Raw genomic sequence first — 19,313 nt, 5'->3', positions numbered from 1 at the left:
ATAAAAGGCAGACTAATTAAGTCTGCCTTTTATCAAAATAGATCTTTTTATATCTTAAAACTTCCAACTAATCCTTTTAACTCTGTGGCTAACTCACTCAACTCTTTCGCTTCTTCGTTTATTCCTATCCCTTGTTTTACTTGTTCGTCTATTACACTTCTTGACCTTTCTAGTTGTTTACTTATTTCTGTTACCGCTTTCGCTACCCTGTCCATCGCTGTGCTCATCTCTTGTGCACTCGCACTTTGTTCCTCTGCACTTGCCGTCATGTTTTCTATCCCTTGGTCCATCCTTTCTATCCTTTCTTTTATCCGGTTGAAACTTTTCTGTACATTCTCCATCTTTTCGTTTATTTCTCCTATCGTTCCTACTACCTTGTTCGTCGATTCGTTTACTTTGTTCGTTCCTTGCGTTATGTTGGTTAGTATTTCTGATATTTCATCCGTTGCATTCCTTGATTCTTCGGCTAACTTCCTTATCTCATCCGCTACAACTGCAAATCCTCTTCCCGCTTCCCCTGCCCTTGCTGCTTCTATCGCTGCGTTTAGTGCCAACAGGTTCGTTTGTTCCGTTATCGAGTTTATCGTTTCTACTATACTTTGTACGTTTTTGGCGTTGCTTGCGAGTGTTTCTACTTCTTTTTGACTTTCTTTTGTCCTTTCTACCGCTTCTTTCACCGCTTGACTTATACTTTCTATCGTTTTGCTTCCTTCTTCTGCCGCTTTACTTGTTTCATCTGCTTCTTCACTTAGTCTTTGTGCGTCTTGGGATACTCCTTGTGCTGCCCTTGCTACTTCGTCTACCCCTGAGGTTACTTCTTCTACGTTTCCTGCCGTTTCTTCTGTACTTGTTTGTATCTTGTCCATCTGGTTTTTGAGTTCTTCTGAGTTCTTCCTGCTTTCTTGTGATGAGCGCGTTAGACTTTCTGATGCGTTTTCTACTTTGTCCGATGCCTGCCTTATTGACCCCATGGATCTTCTTAATTCTTTACTCATTTCCGATAGAGCATTAGCCATCTGACCTATCTCGTCTTTGCTTTTACTTTCAAAGTTTACCGTTAGGTCTCCTTCTGAAAGTTTTTTAACCGCATTTGTTAATTGTTCAATTCTATTTCCAAATTGTTTTGTAAATAAAAAAGTAACAACGATAATAATAACGATTAGAATTAACAATAAAAGCATAACGTTTCTGATAATTTTGTTCAAACCTAATTCTAATTCAAAGTCTACTTTTTTCGGGGTTAATGAAGGTAATTCAAAAGATGTTTGTAAAGGGATATGGACTGAAGTCTCTAATGTTTGGAATTCTTTGGCAATTTGAAGGTGTATGCCATCAAATTCGTCTATTTGAAAATAAAAGCTTCTCAACTGTTTTTTGATTATTTCTTCGGTGATAAATTGCTCATTTAATTTACTTTCGTTTAAAGAAACTTCTTCTTCTGGTAGATTTGAATAAATAACTTTATAATCTTTATCGAATAAAGTTATGTATGCATCTAGAAGCTTGGATATTTCCAATAATTTTTGATGATCAAACTCTTCTAAGATCACTAGAAACCCATTTACCGTATTTGTTGCAATGGGATCAACTACGGGAAAAATTCCGATAAAGTAAGGTGTAGAATTGAATGACTTACTTTCTATGACTGGCGTCATATATCCAATGTCTAGAATTGTTTTAAATTGTTTATTTAAAAAATCTTCAATATTCAATTCTTTTGTATATTCATATCCTGGTAAATACGTTTCGGCCTTTTTTTGTACTTTATACGAAGTATTTCTTGATGTTATTTCCAAACCACTTCCACGAGTATCAGGGGTGTTCATGATCCAAAGTTGCATCCCGTTGTATTGTTGGGATGTTACGTAAGGTTCTAACAAACTGTACCTTTCTACCAAAGAAATAGATTTCGAAGCAGTTTTCTCTTGAATGCCTGGAATAGCTGCAATCATTTTTCCTAATTTCTCAAGTGAATTTTTTTGGGTATCTACGAAATTGGTGAAAACTTGACTTAAGGTTTCTAGAGAATTATCAAAAGAATCTGTATAATTTTTTTCTAGTTGTTCAGAAAATTGTGCTTCTATGTTTTTTATTTGATCAGTTAAATAGTCATTGTATTGGTTTAGTTGCTCTTGAATTAAATAGTTATATTCATTAATTTGATTCGAATAATCTTGATTCAAGGATTCAATCAAAGTTGATACTTGCGCCTCGTTTTGTTCAGAACTTTTTTGAATGGCATTTGTAATGTATATTACAAAAAAAGCACTTGGTATCAGAGCGAAAAGAATCAACTAAATTCCTATTTTGTTACCAAATTTATTAAACAAATGAACTTTAGACAAGCCCAATTTTTTCATTTGGATTCCTCCTTTATGGAAGCGTTTTCTTTAAAATTATACCATATCAGAAAAAATTAGTAAACTAAACTAATATAAAAAGTGAATCCCTCTATTTAATTAAAGTATTAATTAATCTAATGTTTTAATAAATGAAAGAATTATAAGTTATAATTTACTTAAAGATAGCGGCTTTAGGAACAATGAAATTTCAAAAATATACTAAGAAATCACGAGGAGGAATAAACATATGAAATTAGAAGATAAGATGTTAAATGCCCTTAATGAACAAATAAACAAAGAAATTTTTTCCGCGTACCTCTATTATTCAATGGCAGCATATTTTGATTCACTGAATTTAGAAGGATTTGCTAATTGGATGAAAGTCCAGGCAAAAGAAGAGCTTACTCACGCCCAGAAGTTGTATGATTATATTTACGATAAAGGCGGTATAGTAGAATTAGATAATATTGACAAACCAAAGAAAGAATGGGGCAGTCCCTTAGAAGCCTTCAAAGATGCGTATGACCATGAGCTTTCAGTTACACAATCTATCGACAAGTTGGTTGATTTAGCCAAAGAATTAAACGACCATGCAACTCAAAACTTTCTTCAATGGTTTGTAAACGAACAAGTTGAAGAGGAAGCTAATACAAAAAAGATTGTAGATACTTTGCAAATGATCGGTGAAAGTAAAACCGCTTTGTTCATGTTCAATGGTCAACTAGGTAGTAGGCAGTAGAATGATTCAATAAAATAGGCTATTATAAACAACAGGGAGTTTACTCCCTGTTGTTTGATAGTTCTTTCAAGCTTTCCAATACTTCTAAAACATGATCTTTTACCCTTACATTTTCCCACACTTTTTTAATTATTCCATTTGGATCTATCAGGATTGTTGATCTGACAACTCCCCAATTTTCTTTACCATAATTCTTTTTTAGTTGCCAAACGCCAAATTTTTCAAGAATGGAATGTTCGGGGTCACTTAGCAAAATCACTTTTAAATCATTTTTTTCTTTAAAGTTTGCATGTTTTTCTGCAGTATCGGGACTTACTCCCACTATTTGACAATTATACTTTTTGAACTCTTCTAAGTAATTTGAAAAATCAACGGCTTCTTTAGTACAACCAGGTGTGTTATCCCGTGGATAGAAATAAAGCACAAGCCATTTTCCCATAAAATCCTTGATATTAATCTGATCACCATCAGCATCTTTAAGTGAAAACTCTGGGATTTTATCGCCTATTTCAAAATTTAGATATCTCATTTTAAACCCTCTCCTTTATTAAAAAGCTAGTCCTCCACCACCTATTCTAAAAGTGATATATGGACCTGTGGGTCCAAAATTTGGAACACTTCCAATGGTTCTTTCAGATAATTGCCAATCACTTATCAATCCAACAGGCGCATATGTGTACCCCACTGCTAAACCAATAGCTAAACCTCCTGCTGCCTCATCATCACTAAATGATAATATGTAATCAGCATTTATTCCTACTTTAAAGATAGGAAATTCGGTATAAAAAGTGTTTTGGTTGAAAGTGGACAAATTGCTATCGAAATCTGAAGAAGCAGGGTCTTGGGAAATTTTCAACTCTATTCCACCACCACCAATACCCCCAAGAGCGTATATTCTAAAAGCCTGCTTAGAAAAAATCAAATAACCAATATTGAATGTTCCATAACCAATATCGAGTTGTACCGTTTTCCCACTCTCTTTCTCATTAGTAGATATACCGTATCCTTCTCCCCCTATTAGAAATCTTCCCATTACTCCATAACCGCCACCCCCGTTAGCCAATGCCACATCTTTTAATTCAGGGAGTCCAGCGGCTGTTAACTGTGTATTTAATTCTTTAACATCAAGCCACTGAGCACCAATATCTCCACCACCAAGTCCTCCATACTGACCGTTTTTTACTTCTTGTGAAAAAACCAAACCTATTAAAAGAATAATCAACGTTATTAACCAACCAGTCTTTTTCATATTTACCCCCCATTTGTAAAAAATTTTGTTACACTTGATTTTATAAAAATTAAATGAATTTGAAATAAAGAAATATTAACTTTATTTTAAGAGCAATTTGGTTTTTAATATTCATCATTTTATTACTTTCTTGAAAAAACTTGAAATCTATTCTCATAATAAACCAAGAGAGTATAAGAGGCAGTCTTTTGGTTGTATTAATTATATCATTTCTGCTTTTGAAAAGAAGCAAAAGCCTCTTTCCAGATATCATGTTCTTTAGGTTCAAAAATTTGAAAGTCGAAAGATCTTTTTATTAAGTTCCGTGCCTCTTCAAAGTTTTTTACAAATTGTAAGGCATATAGCTGGGAAACTAAATTCCCTACTGCCGTTCCTTCAATGGGTCCAGTTAGAACAGTTAGTCCTGTTGCATCTGCGATTAATTGACAGAGTAATTTATTCCTGGTACCTCCACCTACCGCATGAACCCTTTTAAAATCAATATTCAAAATCTTTGATAGTTTTTCTTTAACTTCATTTACTTTGAAGGCAATTCCTTCCAATGCCGTTCTTATGACTTGAGATGTTTCATTTAAAACAGTATCGTTATCTTTTATAGACTGCTGAATTATTGCTTGAATCATGTCTTGAGGGTTTTGTAAAGAAGGATCGTCTACATTGATATAAGAAGAAAATGGTTTTGCATTCTGTGCCATATCTGTAATTTTTTGATAAGTATCGCTGTTATCCGGCAAGTTAAGACTTTTTATAATCCCCTGAATTAACCACATCCCTGTTACGTTTGCCAATATTCTAAAGGATCCATCCAAACAACCCTCTGCGGCTAAATTGTTTTCCATGAGTTCTTCGTTGTAGGGGACCTCCTTGATAATAGCGCCAGTCAAGCACCATGTTCCTAAACTAATATACAAGGTATCTTGGGGATCTGAAGCAATTGCGGCATATGCGGATCCTGTATCATGACTTGCTGGCAGAATAACATCTATGTTTGAATTATTATTTAACACATCTTTTTTTATTTTACCAATTTTTGTACCAGCAGGGACTATTTCAGGTAATATATCAGGAATGTCAAACTTTTTCATTATTTCTTCGTCCCATTTTCTTTTTCTATGATTATAAATTTGAGTAGTTGTAGCCATTGTAAAATCAATAGCTTTTTCACCTGTTAAAAAATAATTTAGCAACGAAGGGATCATCAATAGGTCTTTTGAGATTTTGACAAAATCTGGAGCATATTTTTGGTAGGCTAATATTTGGTACAATGTATTGAACGGTTGAAACTGTGTTGGGGAGTGTTCATATATCCATTTCTTGCCAACCTTTTCTATTGTCTCTTGCATTATATTCGTTTTAAACATATTTCTGTAATGAATTGGATTGTTTATTAAATAACCGTTTTTGTTTAAAAGTCCGAAGTCCACTCCCCAACTATCTATACCTAAAGACAGTATCTTTTGATCATTTTTTTGAGCTATGTGAATGCTCTCAATTATATGATCATACAGATTCAAGATATTCCAATAAGATATTCCATTTATTTCAACCGGGGAGTTTGAAAAACGGTTTACTTCACTCAAGATAAGTTTGTCATTCTGTATGTTACCTGCCATTACTTTTCCACCTGACGCTCCGAGGTCGATAGCTAAGTGTAGATATTTCAAAATTATCACCTTTTCTTTGAAAATTTTTTTAGAATAACTTCCCTGGGTTCATAATGTTATTAGGGTCAAGCGTTTCTTTTACCTCTTGCATCCATTTGTACTGTTTTGGTTTTGTCTTTTTTAGTAACTCCTTTTTTATGAACCCTACTCCATGTTCCCCGCTTATGGCTCCACCCATTTGGGCAGCTTTCATCGCTATTTTTCCAAGTATCTCTTCCGATAAGGTTTTCCATTCATTTGGTGGAAGATTTTTTGGTTTTAATGGTGCAGGATGGAGGTTACCATCAGCTGCATGTCCTGCCACAGGAATATCTATTTTAAACTCGTTGGCTACTTCGTTGATGTATGTCATCATTTCAGGTATCTTAGATGTTGGTACTACGACATCTCCTGTGGGTACATACGGATCTACGGCTTTTAAGCTTTCCAGCCAGTTCCTTCTCATACGCCATATCTTTTCAGAATTACTTCTGTTATCTGCTATGAATACGTCTTTTGCTCCATTTTTTTGTAAGGCTTTTCCACCTTTTTCGTACAATTCTTCAATTTCTTGCAAGCTCGTTGCTTCGTATTGAACTATGAGATACGATTCTACCTCGTCTTGGTAGGGTAATTTCATTCCAGTGTATTTTGAAGCATAGTAAATGGATTTCTTGTCTATGAATTCTATTCCTGAGGGCAAACTCTTTGTTTCGACCATTAAGGGTGCAACATTGCTTATAGCTTTTTCAACACTTTCAAAGGGAACCAGCAGGTCAACGACTTTTCCTGGTTGAGGTATGAGATTCACGTATATCTTTGTGAATATTCCAAGCGTTCCTTCTGAGCCAATGAAAAGTTGTAATAGGTTGTAACCACTAGAATCTTTTCTTCTTTTTCCCCCATATTCTACTATCTCACCGTCAGGCATTACTACCTCTAATCCCAATATATGGTGAGCTGTGTTTCCATATTTTATTACCTTACTTCCACCTGCATTGGTAGCAACGTTGCCTCCAATGAAACTCGTTTCTACACTCATGGGATATCCCGCGTAGTATAATCCCTTATCTGATACAATTCTACATAGATCGTTAGTGACTACCCCTGGTTCAACCACAGCGACTAAGTTTTCTGAATCTATTTCTATTATTCTGTTCATTCTCTCAAGTGATATTACTATCCCACCATATATTGGTATATCCGCACCAGCCAATCCACTGCCAGCTCCTCGTGGTGTTATGGGAATCATTTCGTCGTTTGCCAATTTTATTATTTGGGAAATTTGCTCTTTGGTTTCTGGTTTCACTACAACATCTGGCATGTGTGCGTAATACTCTCCACCTGATTCATCGTTTGAGTAACTTTTTAGACTTTCTGTATCCTCGTATATCAACAGTGCATCGTTTTTTAATATTTTTCTCAACTTTTCAACGGTATTGGTAGTTACCTTTCTGTATTCACTCATTTTGATCACCTGATTTTATTTCTTTTTCTAACAACGGCAGTATATCCAAAGCATCACATACTATTCCAAGATCAGATATCTTGAAAATCGGTGCCTCTGGATCCTTGTTAATCGCTATAATATACTTAGATGACGATATTCCAGCTAAGTGTTGCACCGCACCAGATATTCCAATCGCTATGTACAGTTTTGGGCTAACGGTTTTTCCGGAAAGTCCCACTTGGTGAGAGTAGTCTATCCATCCCATATCTACTACCGCCCTTGTTGCCCCAACTGCGCCCTTTAATTTTTTTGATAGATTTTGTAAGTATTTGAAGTTCTCGGGTTTTTTTAAACCTTTACCCCCAGCTACGATTACATCAGCTTGTTGAAGTGGTTGTACACTGGATTCGTCTTTTTTAAATTCTATCCACGTATATTTTGATCGAAAGAGTTCTTCATCGTACTCTATTTTTGTTATTTTTCCTTTCCTGTTTTCGTCTTTAGCTAAAGGTAGTTTCGATTTAGGTCTTACCGTAGCCATCTGTGGTTTTGTTATTGTTTTTATCTTTGCCATCACGTTTCCACCTATAGCAGGCCTTATTTGTATCAGAGATCTTGTTTTTTCTTCTATTTCAAAGTCCGTACAATCAGCTGTTAAGCCAGTGTTTAATTTTGCAGCAAGAGCGGGCATGAGAGTTCTTCCCCTTGTAGTTGCAGATGCAAGTATTATTTCAGGTTTGAAATCTTCTACCATTTTTTTGAGTATGTTTGTGTGTACATCAGGATAGAAATGTTCTAGTTTCTTATCTTCAACATAGTATACGTTGTCAGCCCCATATTGAATAAGGCTATCTAAATTCTCCACTTTGTTTGATATTACTACACTTGATAGTTCAACATTCAATTTTGTGGCTAAGTCCCTTCCCCATGATAGCAATTCGTACGATACTGTTTCTATTTTTCCATCATTTATTTCCGCTACTGTCCATACACCTTTGAATTCTTGGTTCATGATATCACGCCTTTTTCTTTTAGAAAGTTTGTTATTTTTTCTAAGGCTTCTTGTGGAGTTTTTACTATTACCTTTTCACCATTTCTTGATATCTTTGGATAGAATACCTTTACAACCCTTGTTGGAGATCCTTTAAGTCCTATCTTTCCTTCCTCTATTTTTAACTCTTGGTTACTTACTATTTTTATACTACTTTTCTTAGCTTTTAGTTTGTTTTCTAAATTCGGTAGCCTGGGTTCGTTTATCTCCTTTACAACCGTTATTAAAGCCGGTAACCCAGTTTGAATAATTTCGTTTCCACCTTCTACAGCCCTTTGAACTGTTATCGTGTCGTTTGCTATGTTAATTATCTTGTTGACGTAGGTTAGTATAGGAATATCTAACTGAGTTCCAACGGATGGTCCCACTTGACCTGTTTCTCCATCTGTTGCCCTTTCACCGGCAAATATAATGTCGTAATGTTTGTCTTTTAAATATTGACTCAATGTATAAGCGGTTGCTAAGGTATCTGCACCGGCAAACTTTCTATCGGTTAACAATACCCCTTCATCACATCCCATGGATATTGCTTCTTTTAGTGCATATTCTGCTGAAGGAGGTCCCATCGTTACAACCGTTATCTTAGTTTGTGGTGTGCTTTCTTTAATTCTCACCGCTTCTTCGACTGCGTACATATCCAATGGGTTGAGTTCGGATTCTAATTCACTTCTTATCATTGTTCCAGTTTCCTCATCTATCTGTACCTTGTCAGTGGAAGGTACTTGTTTGACTAATACGCATATTTCCATTAAACTTGGCTCCTTTTTAATTTTTTATCTTTCCAACAACATAGGGCCCTTCAGGTATAACTGCTATCTTGGCGCCGCGCCCTTTTAATTTTAAAGCCTTTTTTAATCCTTCCTCTAAAGTATTGATTTTAGTTGAAAAAGTATATTTGTACTCTTCATCATCCAGCGACGACAACATGAAAATGTTTTTCGTTTTCTCTAATACTTGAGTTAACTTTTGTACCTCCCATTGATCACTTTTGAAAGTTTCTGGTGAATCATGGCTTTTTAAAAATTCTTTTATTCCTTTTTCTTTTACTTCTAAAAGCAATTCTTTAAACTCTTTTTTCCCGATACCTTTTTCGCATTTTGAAGCCATTATTATTACTCCATCAGGTTTTAAAATCTCTGAAGCTTCTACTAAACCTTTAACCGTTTGATAAAAGTTTTGGTCTAAAGGATATCCACCATTTGAGGTTATAACTATATCAACGGGTTCTTTAATTTTCACTATCGAAGTATATGCTACCATTCTACAACCTACTTCGTGAGCTTCAAAGATATCACCTGCATAAATCCCGTCAACTTCTTTTTTCTCGTTTAAAGAAACGTTTACTATGAAATCACACCCAGCCATTGAAGCTACTTCTCTAGCGATCTCATCGACAGGATTATTTTCTAACTGACAACTTTTTGAATTTGGATCTCCCATCGCCTTAACGCCATGAAATACTTTCAAGGTTTCGATGCCAACTATTCCCGGGCAGATTGATTTTCTCCCTCCTGAATATCCTGCCATAAAATGGGGTTCTATTAAACCTGTACAGATTTTTAAATCCGCTTCTAAATATTTTTTATTCACAATAACAGGGCAACCAGAAGAGGTTTCTCCAATCTTCTTCAATTGAGTATCATCGTATGCATCGTGATTAATTATTTTTATATTTTCTTCTAAAACTTCTTTACCAACTAATTTTTCAAACATACTTTCTGGAACCGGTTCATGTGAACCATTTGCGATCAAAATTGTTATATTCTCCTTTTTAATGCCAGCAAACCTCACATCATAGATTATGTAGGGCAAAATTAGAGAATTTGGTACGGGCCTTGTGGTGTCAGAAATAACTATGCAACAATCCTTTTTTCTTTTTGCTAAGGTTGAAAGAGAACGGGTACCAAAGGGAAGACCTAACGATTTCATCATCTCAATGTCAAAGAGTTCCCCCAAGCCTCTAAATTCACGCTTTTTTAATAAAGAAACATTTAAGTTTTTATCTAAATCTAAAATCTTTTCTTCTTTACCGTATGGAATTTTAACTTTTATTTTTCACACCTTCAAAATTATCAAAATTATTTTTTCACTTTTATCTCAGTTAACTCTATCATTGGTCCGCCTTGTTTCTTCTGAAAAATTCTTTGAATGCAGCTATTTTTTCTTCTGGTATTTCGTTCACATTTGAATAGAGTTTAGAAACAAATGAAACTTGAGCGAGAAATTCTAAAGTTTCCAACTTTACATATGCTTCATTCATGTCTTTTCCTGCAACCGTGACACCATGGTTTTGAAGAACGAATACCCGAGATCCCTTTTCTAAACCTTCATTGAAGGCATCTGCAAATTCTTGAGTTCCAGGCATTTGATATGGTATATAGGTTATTGGATCCAATACTAAAGAAGATTCTGGAAGAGCGTTTATAGGTAATTTCTCAAAGGTAATTGCAAAAGAGGTAGCATACATTGGGTGAGCATGAATAACTGCGTTTACATCATTTGCTTTTTCGTATATTTTTATATGCATTTTTTTTTCTGAAGAAGGTTTCTTGAGTCCGTCGATTTTATTCCCGTTTTTATCTATGGTGATGATATCTTTCTCAGTTAGAAAGTGTTTTATGGTCGATGTGGGAGTGATATATATTTTTTCTCCATATTTTATACTCATGTTTCCACCCGTACCATCCGTTAGCTTTCTGTCCCAGACTAATTTTGCAAATTCTGCAACTTCTTTTTTTAATTGCTCTTCTAGCATATTGTAACCTCCTGTATTATTGCTTTTTGAATTAATAATTCTAAACTTAACGTTATAATACAATTTTAACACAATATATAAGTAATATAGTGGTATATAAAACTAACATAATCACAGAATCTAAGAGTTATTTCAAAATAATTCATCATAATCGACCGTAAAAATACACTTATAACGAAGATTTATACAAAATTTAGATAGATTTGTTTATTAAATTAAGGGGGCATTAGCCCCCTTAATTAAACTATTATTTGCTGTAGTGCTTCCTCATTTCTTCATTACCTGGCAAAGCAAGGATTTCCTCTAAAACTTTTACTACCTGGTCGTAAGATTTGGTACGTGGATCTCTGATCAAAAATTCTTCGAGTACTTTTTTATCTCCAGTTAGGAATGCTTCTAATGCCCATTCCATTCTCATAATTCTTGGGTATAAGTACATCTTTTTAATTCTCTCTGGAAGTGGTGGATCTATTTTGTAACGATGGATTCCATCTTTGTCTGCATACACAGGAATCTCCACGGCTACATCGTCTGGGATTCCAGGTATAGTACCGTTATTTGGTAAATTGAGAACGAGATCTACTTTTTCGTTGTTTAATAAGGCATTTGCCAACAATATATGTTGTTCGCCGCTTTTCCTTTGAGGATCTAACAAGTTGTATATTTCTTTTGTGAGTTCTTCTTTTACATCGTTTTTGGTTTGAGAGATAATTTCATTGAGTGAATCTTTTGAAAGTAATTTGGCGTTCTTATTCTCTTGGAAATATTTGGCAACTTTTTGCATTGCTATTGCAATCTCTGCTTGTCTGTCTTGATACCATTTCCATCCTAACTCTGAATCAACGCCTCCCCATGGTTCTCCAAACCACTTTTTCTTCGTTTCGAGGTTGTAATGATATTTCCAACTTCCGTTCCTGACTGTGTCTCCAATGGGCATTTTTCCATAGAATTCATACATATCTTTTGCAACTGGAGAGAGTTGATCGTCGAATGGATTGGTGGGTTTGAAGTTTTCAACCTCTTTTTCTAATAATTCATCAATGAGTGGATAGGCATCTTTTCCTTCATACATGAATTTTGTCAACCAAATTCCATGGTTTACACCTGCTACTTGCCATTCAACTTTTTCTGCATCTAAGCCTAATTTTTCAATTATGTGGTCTACTCCATGATGGCCGTGGCATATTCCAACCATGTTTATTGGAACCGTTCTTGTTATTAAATTTGTCAATTCAAAGACAGGATTTGCCGCCTGCAAAAGCCATGCCTTAGGGGATATTCTTTCAATAGCTTTTGCAACATCGTGCATAAACTTTAATTGGTTGAAATTGCTTATTGTGTAATAATCTGAAACCATGTTGAATTCTTGTGAGTCTATTCCTCTGTAATATCCGTATTTTTCTGAAATTTTTCTTACTTGTTCAAAGTAACTGTGCCCTCCAACAAGGGCAGTATTTACAACAAAACTTGAGTCTTTTATTGCGTCTTCAACGTTTGTTGTAGTTTCAAACCTCAAATCCGCTCCGAACTCTTCTGCAAATTTCATAGCAAGCATGTGTACTGCGTTCAATCTGTCTTTATCTATATCCATTAAGGATACTAGACTCCCTGATAATCCCTTTGTTTTACAAAGATCGCTAACCAATCTTAAAGAAAATGCTGCGCTTCCTGCTCCAATGATCCCTACCTTGATAGCTGTCATTTACATCTTTCCTCCTCTTTTATCAACTATTGAACTTTTTTGTTGCTATAATGTTGTTTATAGTGTAAATCGTTATGATATTGTTATCTATTTTTTTAATAGCTTTTTTCACTACTCTTTCTGAAATCAGATATCACTAAAGTATGGATTACGTTGTTATGTGAGATATCAAGTTAAGAAAATTCCTTTCTTTTTCTTCATTCCATATAAATTCTTTTTGGTGTTTTTCAACGTTTTTTATAATTTTTTCGTAATTTTTGTATGCGTTAGTGATTTTTTCAACACTTTCTTCCACTTTAGATGGATCTATAACCACTCCTAAGCCTAAATTTTCTACCTGTTTAGCCATTGAAACAAAAGATTCTTTTACAATAACGGGGGTGCCTGCAGCTAAGGAATCGTAAAACTTGTGAGGTAAGGCGTAAATGTCGTTTTTATAATCTCTGTTTTTGACGGTGTTGTAAGAAATTAGAGAAAACAGGGAATTGGATAGTTCATTCATCATTTCATCGTAAGGTAAAAATTCTGTAGATTCATGGGTTATGTCCATAAACTCTTTCGAATCCATTCCTATAATCTTGAAGCTAAAACCCTTTTCGATTAAAGATTTTAATATTTTTTTCTCATCTTCTATCTTTCTTGTTACTTTACCAACTAAGACAATTTCTTTTCTCTTTTTTTGAATATCAGGTTTTATAATAAAATTTGCGTAATTGGGTATAATATAGGTTTTTTCTTTATCTATGTTCGTTTTGTTAACAACATCATTTCTTGTTTCTTCTGAGACGAATATTGCCAGATCTGAGAGATCTAATTGCTTTTTAAAGAACCTCCAGACGGTTTTTACTTTTAAATTTCCAATCATCCCTTCTAACTCTGCTAAAAAGTTTTCTGGATGGTATTCGTGAATATCGTAAACGATTTTTTTATTTCTTTTTTTTGCTATTTTAAAAGGATCCAAAGGTTTGCTTGCTAAAAAATGATGCATGTATAAGATGTCGTAATTTTCTTCGGCTACCAAATCGCATATTTTTTTATCGAGAGGCCTTCTATTAATAAGCTTTTTTAATGGATTGCCTATTGTTTCATTGATTTCTTTTATGGGTAGGTATTTAATATTTCCATCTGTATATTCTTTGTCGTCTTTATTAGTCCAATATTGATAAATAACTTCATGAACTTTAGAAAGGGATTTAACCGTTCTGTATACTCTTTTGTCAAATTTTGGATGCATGTAACCAATGATCAGAATTTTCATAAAATTTCACCTTGAAATTATAAAGACTTTTGTTGTTATTATCCCCGATTTATTATATCATAAGAAACAACCGCTTTCTACATGGAGGTGAAGGGTGATATAGAATTAAAAGTTGGGTTTAATGTTATAATTATGAATATGTGATTTATTAAGATTAATAGATTTCCTCATTGGGGAGGTTTTTGTATGATCAATACATTGTTTAAATCTTTTTTGTTTTTGCTTTCGTATCTGCCTCTTTTTGTTATCTTTGCCATTAATAATTTTGGGAACGTTTTGTTCTTATTTTTTAGTTTTTTTTCGATTTTTGTTTTTGTTGTTTCTTTGGTTCTTTTTATTTCTGCTAAGACGAATGCCGAGGAAAAGTTCATTAAATTTGAGAAAGTAGAATCGCAGAATGTGAGGCTGCTGGATTATATTTTTGTTTATATCTTGCCTTTTATCAATATGGGTGGCATAAAAGAATTGATTTCTTTTGCTATAATCGTTTTTATTGTAGGCAATATTTATGTAAAAACGGATTTGATAGCTATAAACCCTGTCCTTTCTTTGTTTGGCTATAATATTTACAGAGTTTGTCTTATGGACGGACGTGAAAAGAGTATCCGGTCCGCTTGGTTGATTTCAAAATCAATAACCGAAGGAATGAAAGTTAAAGAGTTTTCCAAAGATTTTTATTTGGGGATGGCTGACAAGAAATGAATAAAGTTAATTGGGATGAGATTTTAAAGAATATCTTTTTAAAAGAAAATTTAGAATCTCTTAGGGAGCTAATCGCTACTTCAACAGATTTCACAATGGATGTTTTTATCCAAAATGAGAACAACCAGATATTTTGGTTGAAAAATGAAGATCCCTCTTTTTTCAAGGGAATTTTTCTCACTTCTACTGACGAGTTTTTAAATGATTTACGCGTCAAAGAATCAAACAAGGTAGATGAATACGAGACAGTCATTGATGATAGGAGCTTTTTGTATCTAAAAGATGTCAAAGAGAATGTAAGCGATATTGGGGATATTGTTGAGATTATTCGTGAAGGTAAGTATATAAAAAATTATTCTAATAAAGACTTGGAAACAATTAAGAAGTTCAAACTGATAGTAAAATTGTACAGTAATGAGTTGAATGATTTTTTGTTGGGTATTCAATATTTAACAGCTTCCAAAATCTTTAAAGATAAAAGGATTTTAGCCCTTACTGCACGTAAAATTCAACCTTTAAAGGAACAGTTTTACTTAATTCCAAAAAATAGTTTTGATTACATGGTTGTTGGAGATACCGTCTTAATTAGAAATCTGACTTATTTTGAAAGAGATTTCGGGTTTTACAAGAAATATGAAGAGGCTAAAGATGAAGTTATCGAGGAAATAAAGAAAAAGGGAAATCTATTTGGTAAGGATATTAAATTAAAAAGTATCGATTATTTTAGTGAGAAAATCAAAAATAAACCTTTGTATTTGAAGAGGTTTTATAAGGTTATCAAAAAAGGTAATTATAAGAAATTTGAGTTTTCTAAGGTTAAGGAGATAATAGATGATTTCAATCTAAAAGTTAAACTAGATGAGGGTAATAAATGTATTGATTTGGGCGAAGAGACTTCTATTAAAGATTTTTTACAACTCTACGACGAACTGTATTATAGATCTGAGTTGTCAGGGAATAGAATGGTGGCAAGTGAAAATAGCCCTTATCAAGAGTAATATCTTTTTTTCAAAAATTCAACGATTCTTTGAGATGCCTTGCCATCCCCAAAAGGGTTGCTCGCTTTGCTCATTTGAGCATATTTTTCTGTTTCTAGTTCTTTCATGGCTTGATACACTTGTTCTTCTTGTGTTCCTATTAATTTTGCTGTTCCCGCTTCTATTGCTTCAGGCCTTTCCGTTGTTTCTCTTAATACCAACGTTGGTTTGCCCAATGTGGGTGCTTCTTCTTGTATCCCTCCTGAATCTGTCATTATGTAATGACTTTCGTCCATTAACGCGATGAATTCTAAGTATTCAACAGGATCTATCAATATCGCTTTTTCCTCATTCCCAAGTATTTTATACACACTTTCTCTCACTATCGGATTTAAGTGAACTGGAAATACTATATGCATTTCTTCGTTTTCGTGTAGATACCTTTTTATCGCTTTCATCACGTTTTCTATCGGTTTTCCCCAGTTCTCCCTTCTATGCATGGTTACTAAGATAAACTTTTTGTTCTTTATGTTGTACTTTTCTTTTATCTTTTCTATATCTTTGTTTTTATTTTCTTTTACCCATAGTAATGCATCTATAACCGTGTTCCCTGTTACTATTATGTTTTTTTCTTCTACACCTTCTTTTAGTAGGTTATCTTTTGCCTTTTGGGTAGAAGCAAAGTGATGCTTTGCAATTGTACCTGTTAGTCTTCTGTTCATTTCTTCTGGGAAGGGGTTGTATATGTCGTTCGTTCTTAAACCCGCTTCCACGTGCCCAACAAATATTTTGTTGTAAAAAGCAGCGAGACTTCCAACAAAAGTGGAGGTTGTATCCCCTTGTACTAGTATGTAATCGAATGGTTCAATTTTTAGTATTTTATCTATCTCTGTAACTAGTTTTGAAGTTAGTTGTGGTAGAGTTTGATTTTTTGTCATTATATTTAAGTCGTAGTCTGGTTTTATTTCGAAAAGATTCAACACTTGATCGAGCATTTCTCTGTGCTGAGCGGTTGCTATTACTTTTACCTCCATATTTTCTTCTTTCAGCTTTTTGTATAATGGTGCCATTTTTATTGCTTCTGGCCGTGTTCCAAATATCATCGCTATTTTCATTCGAGGACTCCTTGTTATGGTAATGTTTTTAGTTTTTTTATGTAAGCTGCGTTTAGTCTTTGTTAGCGCCCCTTCGCCGAACGTTAAGGGGGTTCCCCTTAAAAACCCCAAATCAAGGTCAAAATCATTTAAAAACATTGTTTGCACACTGCGGCAAATACTCCCCACCCAGTTGCCAATCACATAATGTAATTATATCATATATGTTTTTAGGTCCATGGTTTTTTGATGGTAAAACCAACAATGAAGATGTTTTGAGGTTTCTTTGTTAAAAGATAAATAAAATTCTTTTAGCGTTAATTTTTTGATTGTATAATATAAATGTATAAAAAAGGTGTGAATTTTTGCCTTTCCAGAAGGGCGAAAATAGTTAAAAAATATATTGACAAATGTGTTTGTATGTGATGAAATATACCTGTAAGAGGTGATAGCATATGAATGCATATAAACTACATGAATTTGCTGAAATGATCGGTGTATCGGTCAAAACATTGCACAGGTGGGACAGAAAAGGGATACTTAAGGCGTTTCGAAGTCCAACCAATTGACGCTATTATACTCATAAGCAGTACGTAGATTATATAGGTGAAAGTAATTCTAAACATAGGAAAACAATAATTTACGCAAGAGTTTTAGCAAATAACCAGAAAGATGATTTAAAAAATCAAGTGGAATTTTTAACACAATATACTAACGCAAAAGGAATTATTGTTGATGAAATATTTGAAGATATTGGCTCTGGATTAAATTACAATCGTAAAAAGTGGAATAAATTAATAGGAAATTGTAGGTTAGGTTTAGTAAAAACAATATTAATTGCACACAAAGACAGATTTATTTGTAGTGGTTACGATTGGTTTGAAAGATTTTTAAAATCTAATGGTGTAGAAATTATTGTAGTAAACAATGAGAAACTATCAACCCTATTCATGTTTTTTCGTGTAAAATCGACGGACTTAGAAAGTATAAAAAGCAAATAAAGGGCGATGATGAGATTGCTAAAGAGCTACAAAACAGAGATAAATCCGACGCTTGAACAAGAACAACAAATTAAAAAAACACTAGGTGTTTGTAGGTTTATATACAATTTCTACATTGCACATAACAAGGAGATTTATGAAAAAGAAAGGCGATTTGTTTCGGGTATGGAGTTTTCAGTATGGTTAAATAACGAGTTTATACCGAACAGTCAAGAATTCAATTGGATAAAAGATGTATCGAGTAAAGCTGTTAAACAATCAATTATGAATGGTGAAAGAGCTTTTAAAAAGTTTTTTAAAGGTAAATCAAAATTTCCTAGATTCAAAAAGAAAAAGAATAATGACGTTAAAGCCTACTTTCCTAGAAATAATAAAACTGATTGGACGATTGAAAGACATAGAGTAAAAATACCAACATTGGGATTTGTTCGACTAAAAGAAAAAGGCTACATCCCTACAAATGCTAAAGTTGGAAGTGGTTCAGTTTCTTTTGAAGCAGGTAGATATTATGTTAGCGTTCTTGTAGAAGAAGACAGCCTCACGGCAGTTGAAAAAGGAATAAAGCAAGACAATATATCATTCTCCGAAGGGATTGGTATCGATGTAGGTATAAGAGAATTTGTAGTAGCTAGTAACGGTATTAAGAAGAAAAATATAAATAAAAGCAAAGAAATTAAAAAACTCGAAAAAAAACTTAAGCGTGAGCAGAGACGGTTATCAAAAAAATACGAAAATAAAAAGAAAGGAGGTACTGCCACAAATTCTGCAAAAAATATAGACAAACAAGTATTAAAGGTCCAGAAACTTCATCAAAAACTTAAAAACAAACGTCATGACTATGTGAATAAAGTAGTTTGTGAACTGGTGAAAACCAAACCAGAATATTTCACTATCGAAGATTTGAATGTTAAAGGAATGATGAAGAATAGGCATTTATCAAAAGCAATTGCAAAACAGAATTTCCACTATTTCAAGATTAGACTCGAAAACAAATGTAAACATTTAGGAATTCAATTGAGGATAGTTTCAAGATTTTATCCATCAAGTAAAATATGTTCTCATTGTGGTAATATCAAGAAAGACCTAAGATTATCAGACAGAGTTTACATTTGCGAAGAATGTGGATCGAAAATAGATAGAGATTTGAACGCAGCAATTAATCTGAAGAATGCCAAAGAATATGCGATAGCTTGTTGAAATTGCTTTGCATATGTGTACCGATGGCCAGTCGGGAATTCACGCCTGTGGAGTGTCAAACAAACCGTAGTAGATATATATCGAGGCGGGACACGTTGAAGCAGGAAACTTCTGGATATAGGCATGTTTGTCTATGTTTTCAGTGGCAGGATG

16 protein-coding genes and 1 pseudogene are annotated in these 19,313 nt (G+C 33.9%); 5 read left to right on the top strand and 12 right to left on the bottom strand.

Going from position 1 to position 19,313, the window contains the following annotated elements:
- Positions 1-47: 47 nt before the first annotated feature.
- On the bottom strand, positions 48-2,294 hold the full coding sequence (locus PMOB_RS10880; RefSeq protein ID WP_012207992.1) for a methyl-accepting chemotaxis protein: 2,247 nt from the start codon (positions 2,292-2,294) through the stop codon (positions 48-50).
- A gap of 295 nt (positions 2,295-2,589) precedes the next feature.
- Between PMOB_RS10880 and PMOB_RS00690 the strand changes: the two genes are divergently transcribed.
- Complete coding sequence (locus PMOB_RS00690; protein WP_012207991.1) at positions 2,590-3,081, top strand: ferritin; 492 nt, start codon at positions 2,590-2,592, stop codon at positions 3,079-3,081.
- Between the two features lie 40 nt (positions 3,082-3,121).
- Here PMOB_RS00690 and bcp read toward each other — a convergent pair whose 3' ends face one another.
- From bcp to PMOB_RS00635, 10 genes are all read right to left on the bottom strand, one after another.
- Positions 3,122-3,610 (bottom strand): thioredoxin-dependent thiol peroxidase, encoded by a 489-nt coding sequence (gene bcp / locus PMOB_RS00685; RefSeq protein ID WP_012207990.1) that lies wholly within the window; start codon positions 3,608-3,610, stop codon positions 3,122-3,124.
- An 18-nt stretch (positions 3,611-3,628) separates the two neighbouring features.
- A complete protein-coding gene (locus tag PMOB_RS00680; protein ID WP_012207989.1) occupies positions 3,629-4,330 on the bottom strand; it encodes a hypothetical protein in 702 nt (233 codons plus the stop codon).
- 206 nt (positions 4,331-4,536) lie between these two features.
- Positions 4,537-6,003, bottom strand: coding sequence for a rhamnulokinase (locus tag PMOB_RS00670; protein ID WP_269207887.1), 1,467 nt, complete (start codon positions 6,001-6,003; stop codon positions 4,537-4,539).
- Positions 6,004-6,022: 19 nt separating this feature from the next.
- Positions 6,023-7,441 carry an FAD-binding oxidoreductase gene (locus tag PMOB_RS00665; RefSeq protein ID WP_012207987.1) on the bottom strand — a complete coding sequence of 473 codons (1,419 nt, stop codon included), beginning with the start codon at positions 7,439-7,441 and terminating at the stop codon, positions 6,023-6,025.
- The gene (locus PMOB_RS00660) at positions 7,434-8,435 is read right to left on the bottom strand and encodes an electron transfer flavoprotein subunit alpha/FixB family protein (RefSeq protein ID WP_012207986.1); all 1,002 of its coding nucleotides are present in this window, start codon (positions 8,433-8,435) and stop codon (positions 7,434-7,436) included. The genes PMOB_RS00665 and PMOB_RS00660 overlap by 8 nt, the downstream gene beginning before the upstream one ends.
- Positions 8,432-9,223 carry an electron transfer flavoprotein subunit beta/FixA family protein gene (locus PMOB_RS00655; RefSeq protein WP_012207985.1) on the bottom strand — a complete coding sequence of 264 codons (792 nt, stop codon included), beginning with the start codon at positions 9,221-9,223 and terminating at the stop codon, positions 8,432-8,434. Before PMOB_RS00655 ends, PMOB_RS00660 begins: the two co-directional genes overlap by 4 nt.
- Positions 9,224-9,239: 16 nt before the next feature.
- Entirely contained in the window at positions 9,240-10,514 is a 1,275-nt protein-coding gene (locus PMOB_RS00650) for a nickel-dependent lactate racemase family protein (protein ID WP_269207891.1), read from the bottom strand.
- A gap of 70 nt (positions 10,515-10,584) precedes the next feature.
- Positions 10,585-11,229 (bottom strand): class II aldolase/adducin family protein, encoded by a 645-nt coding sequence (locus PMOB_RS00645; protein WP_012207983.1) that lies wholly within the window; start codon positions 11,227-11,229, stop codon positions 10,585-10,587.
- A gap of 247 nt (positions 11,230-11,476) precedes the next feature.
- A complete protein-coding gene (gene aglA / locus PMOB_RS00640) occupies positions 11,477-12,931 on the bottom strand; it encodes an alpha-glucosidase AglA (protein ID WP_012207982.1) in 1,455 nt (484 codons plus the stop codon).
- Between the two features lie 148 nt (positions 12,932-13,079).
- Positions 13,080-14,189: a glycosyltransferase gene (locus tag PMOB_RS00635; protein ID WP_012207981.1), complete on the bottom strand. Its 1,110-nt coding sequence runs from the start codon at positions 14,187-14,189 to the stop codon at positions 13,080-13,082.
- 186 nt (positions 14,190-14,375) lie between these two features.
- Here PMOB_RS00635 and PMOB_RS00630 point away from each other — a divergent pair, with 186 nt between their 5' ends.
- Together PMOB_RS00630 and PMOB_RS00625 are read left to right on the top strand one after the other, a co-directional pair.
- Positions 14,376-14,891 carry a hypothetical protein gene (locus PMOB_RS00630; protein ID WP_041533985.1) on the top strand — a complete coding sequence of 172 codons (516 nt, stop codon included), beginning with the start codon at positions 14,376-14,378 and terminating at the stop codon, positions 14,889-14,891.
- Positions 14,888-15,889 (top strand): Kiwa anti-phage protein KwaB-like domain-containing protein, encoded by a 1,002-nt coding sequence (locus tag PMOB_RS00625; RefSeq protein ID WP_012207979.1) that lies wholly within the window; start codon positions 14,888-14,890, stop codon positions 15,887-15,889. The genes PMOB_RS00630 and PMOB_RS00625 overlap by 4 nt, the downstream gene beginning before the upstream one ends.
- On the opposite strand, the gene wecB is transcribed toward PMOB_RS00625, so the two are convergent.
- Complete coding sequence (wecB, locus tag PMOB_RS00620) at positions 15,880-16,983, bottom strand: non-hydrolyzing UDP-N-acetylglucosamine 2-epimerase (protein WP_012207978.1); 1,104 nt, start codon at positions 16,981-16,983, stop codon at positions 15,880-15,882. The genes PMOB_RS00625 and wecB overlap by 10 nt on opposite strands.
- Positions 16,984-17,417: 434 nt before the next feature.
- Here wecB and PMOB_RS00610 point away from each other — a divergent pair.
- Both PMOB_RS00610 and PMOB_RS00605 read left to right on the top strand, forming a co-directional pair.
- Positions 17,418-18,019: pseudogene (locus PMOB_RS00610) on the top strand (IS607 family transposase).
- The gene (locus PMOB_RS00605) at positions 17,970-19,160 is read left to right on the top strand and encodes an RNA-guided endonuclease InsQ/TnpB family protein (protein WP_081429131.1); all 1,191 of its coding nucleotides are present in this window, start codon (positions 17,970-17,972) and stop codon (positions 19,158-19,160) included. Before PMOB_RS00610 ends, PMOB_RS00605 begins: the two are co-directional and overlap by 50 nt.
- Positions 19,161-19,313: the final 153 nt, after the last annotated feature.

The organism is Petrotoga mobilis SJ95, from assembly GCF_000018605.1.
GTDB classification, from domain to species: Bacteria; Thermotogota; Thermotogae; order Petrotogales; family Petrotogaceae; genus Petrotoga; species Petrotoga mobilis.
The sequence above is the reverse complement of the archived record's forward strand: the minus strand, read 5'-3'. Positions and strand labels throughout refer to the sequence as shown.

Bases quoted from the DNA above. Each gene is read 5' to 3' on its own strand.
- PMOB_RS00635 (WP_012207981.1), bottom strand. From the start codon at position 14,189: ATGAAAATTCTGATCATTGGTTACATGCATCCAAAATTTGACAAAAGA.
- PMOB_RS00655 (WP_012207985.1), bottom strand. From the start codon at position 9,223: ATGGAAATATGCGTATTAGTCAAACAAGTACCTTCCACTGACAAGGTA.
- wecB (WP_012207978.1), bottom strand. From the start codon at position 16,983: ATGAAAATAGCGATGATATTTGGAACACGGCCAGAAGCAATAAAAATG.
- PMOB_RS00605 (WP_081429131.1), top strand. From the start codon at position 17,970: ATGATGAGATTGCTAAAGAGCTACAAAACAGAGATAAATCCGACGCTT.
- PMOB_RS00660 (WP_012207986.1), bottom strand. From the start codon at position 8,435: ATGAACCAAGAATTCAAAGGTGTATGGACAGTAGCGGAAATAAATGAT.
- PMOB_RS00645 (WP_012207983.1), bottom strand. From the start codon at position 11,229: ATGCTAGAAGAGCAATTAAAAAAAGAAGTTGCAGAATTTGCAAAATTA.
- bcp (WP_012207990.1), bottom strand. From the start codon at position 3,610: ATGAGATATCTAAATTTTGAAATAGGCGATAAAATCCCAGAGTTTTCA.
- aglA (WP_012207982.1), bottom strand. From the start codon at position 12,931: ATGACAGCTATCAAGGTAGGGATCATTGGAGCAGGAAGCGCAGCATTT.
- PMOB_RS00630 (WP_041533985.1), top strand. From the start codon at position 14,376: ATGATCAATACATTGTTTAAATCTTTTTTGTTTTTGCTTTCGTATCTG.
- PMOB_RS00625 (WP_012207979.1), top strand. From the start codon at position 14,888: ATGAATAAAGTTAATTGGGATGAGATTTTAAAGAATATCTTTTTAAAA.
- PMOB_RS00690 (WP_012207991.1), top strand. From the start codon at position 2,590: ATGAAATTAGAAGATAAGATGTTAAATGCCCTTAATGAACAAATAAAC.
- PMOB_RS00680 (WP_012207989.1), bottom strand. From the start codon at position 4,330: ATGAAAAAGACTGGTTGGTTAATAACGTTGATTATTCTTTTAATAGGT.
- PMOB_RS00665 (WP_012207987.1), bottom strand. From the start codon at position 7,441: ATGAGTGAATACAGAAAGGTAACTACCAATACCGTTGAAAAGTTGAGA.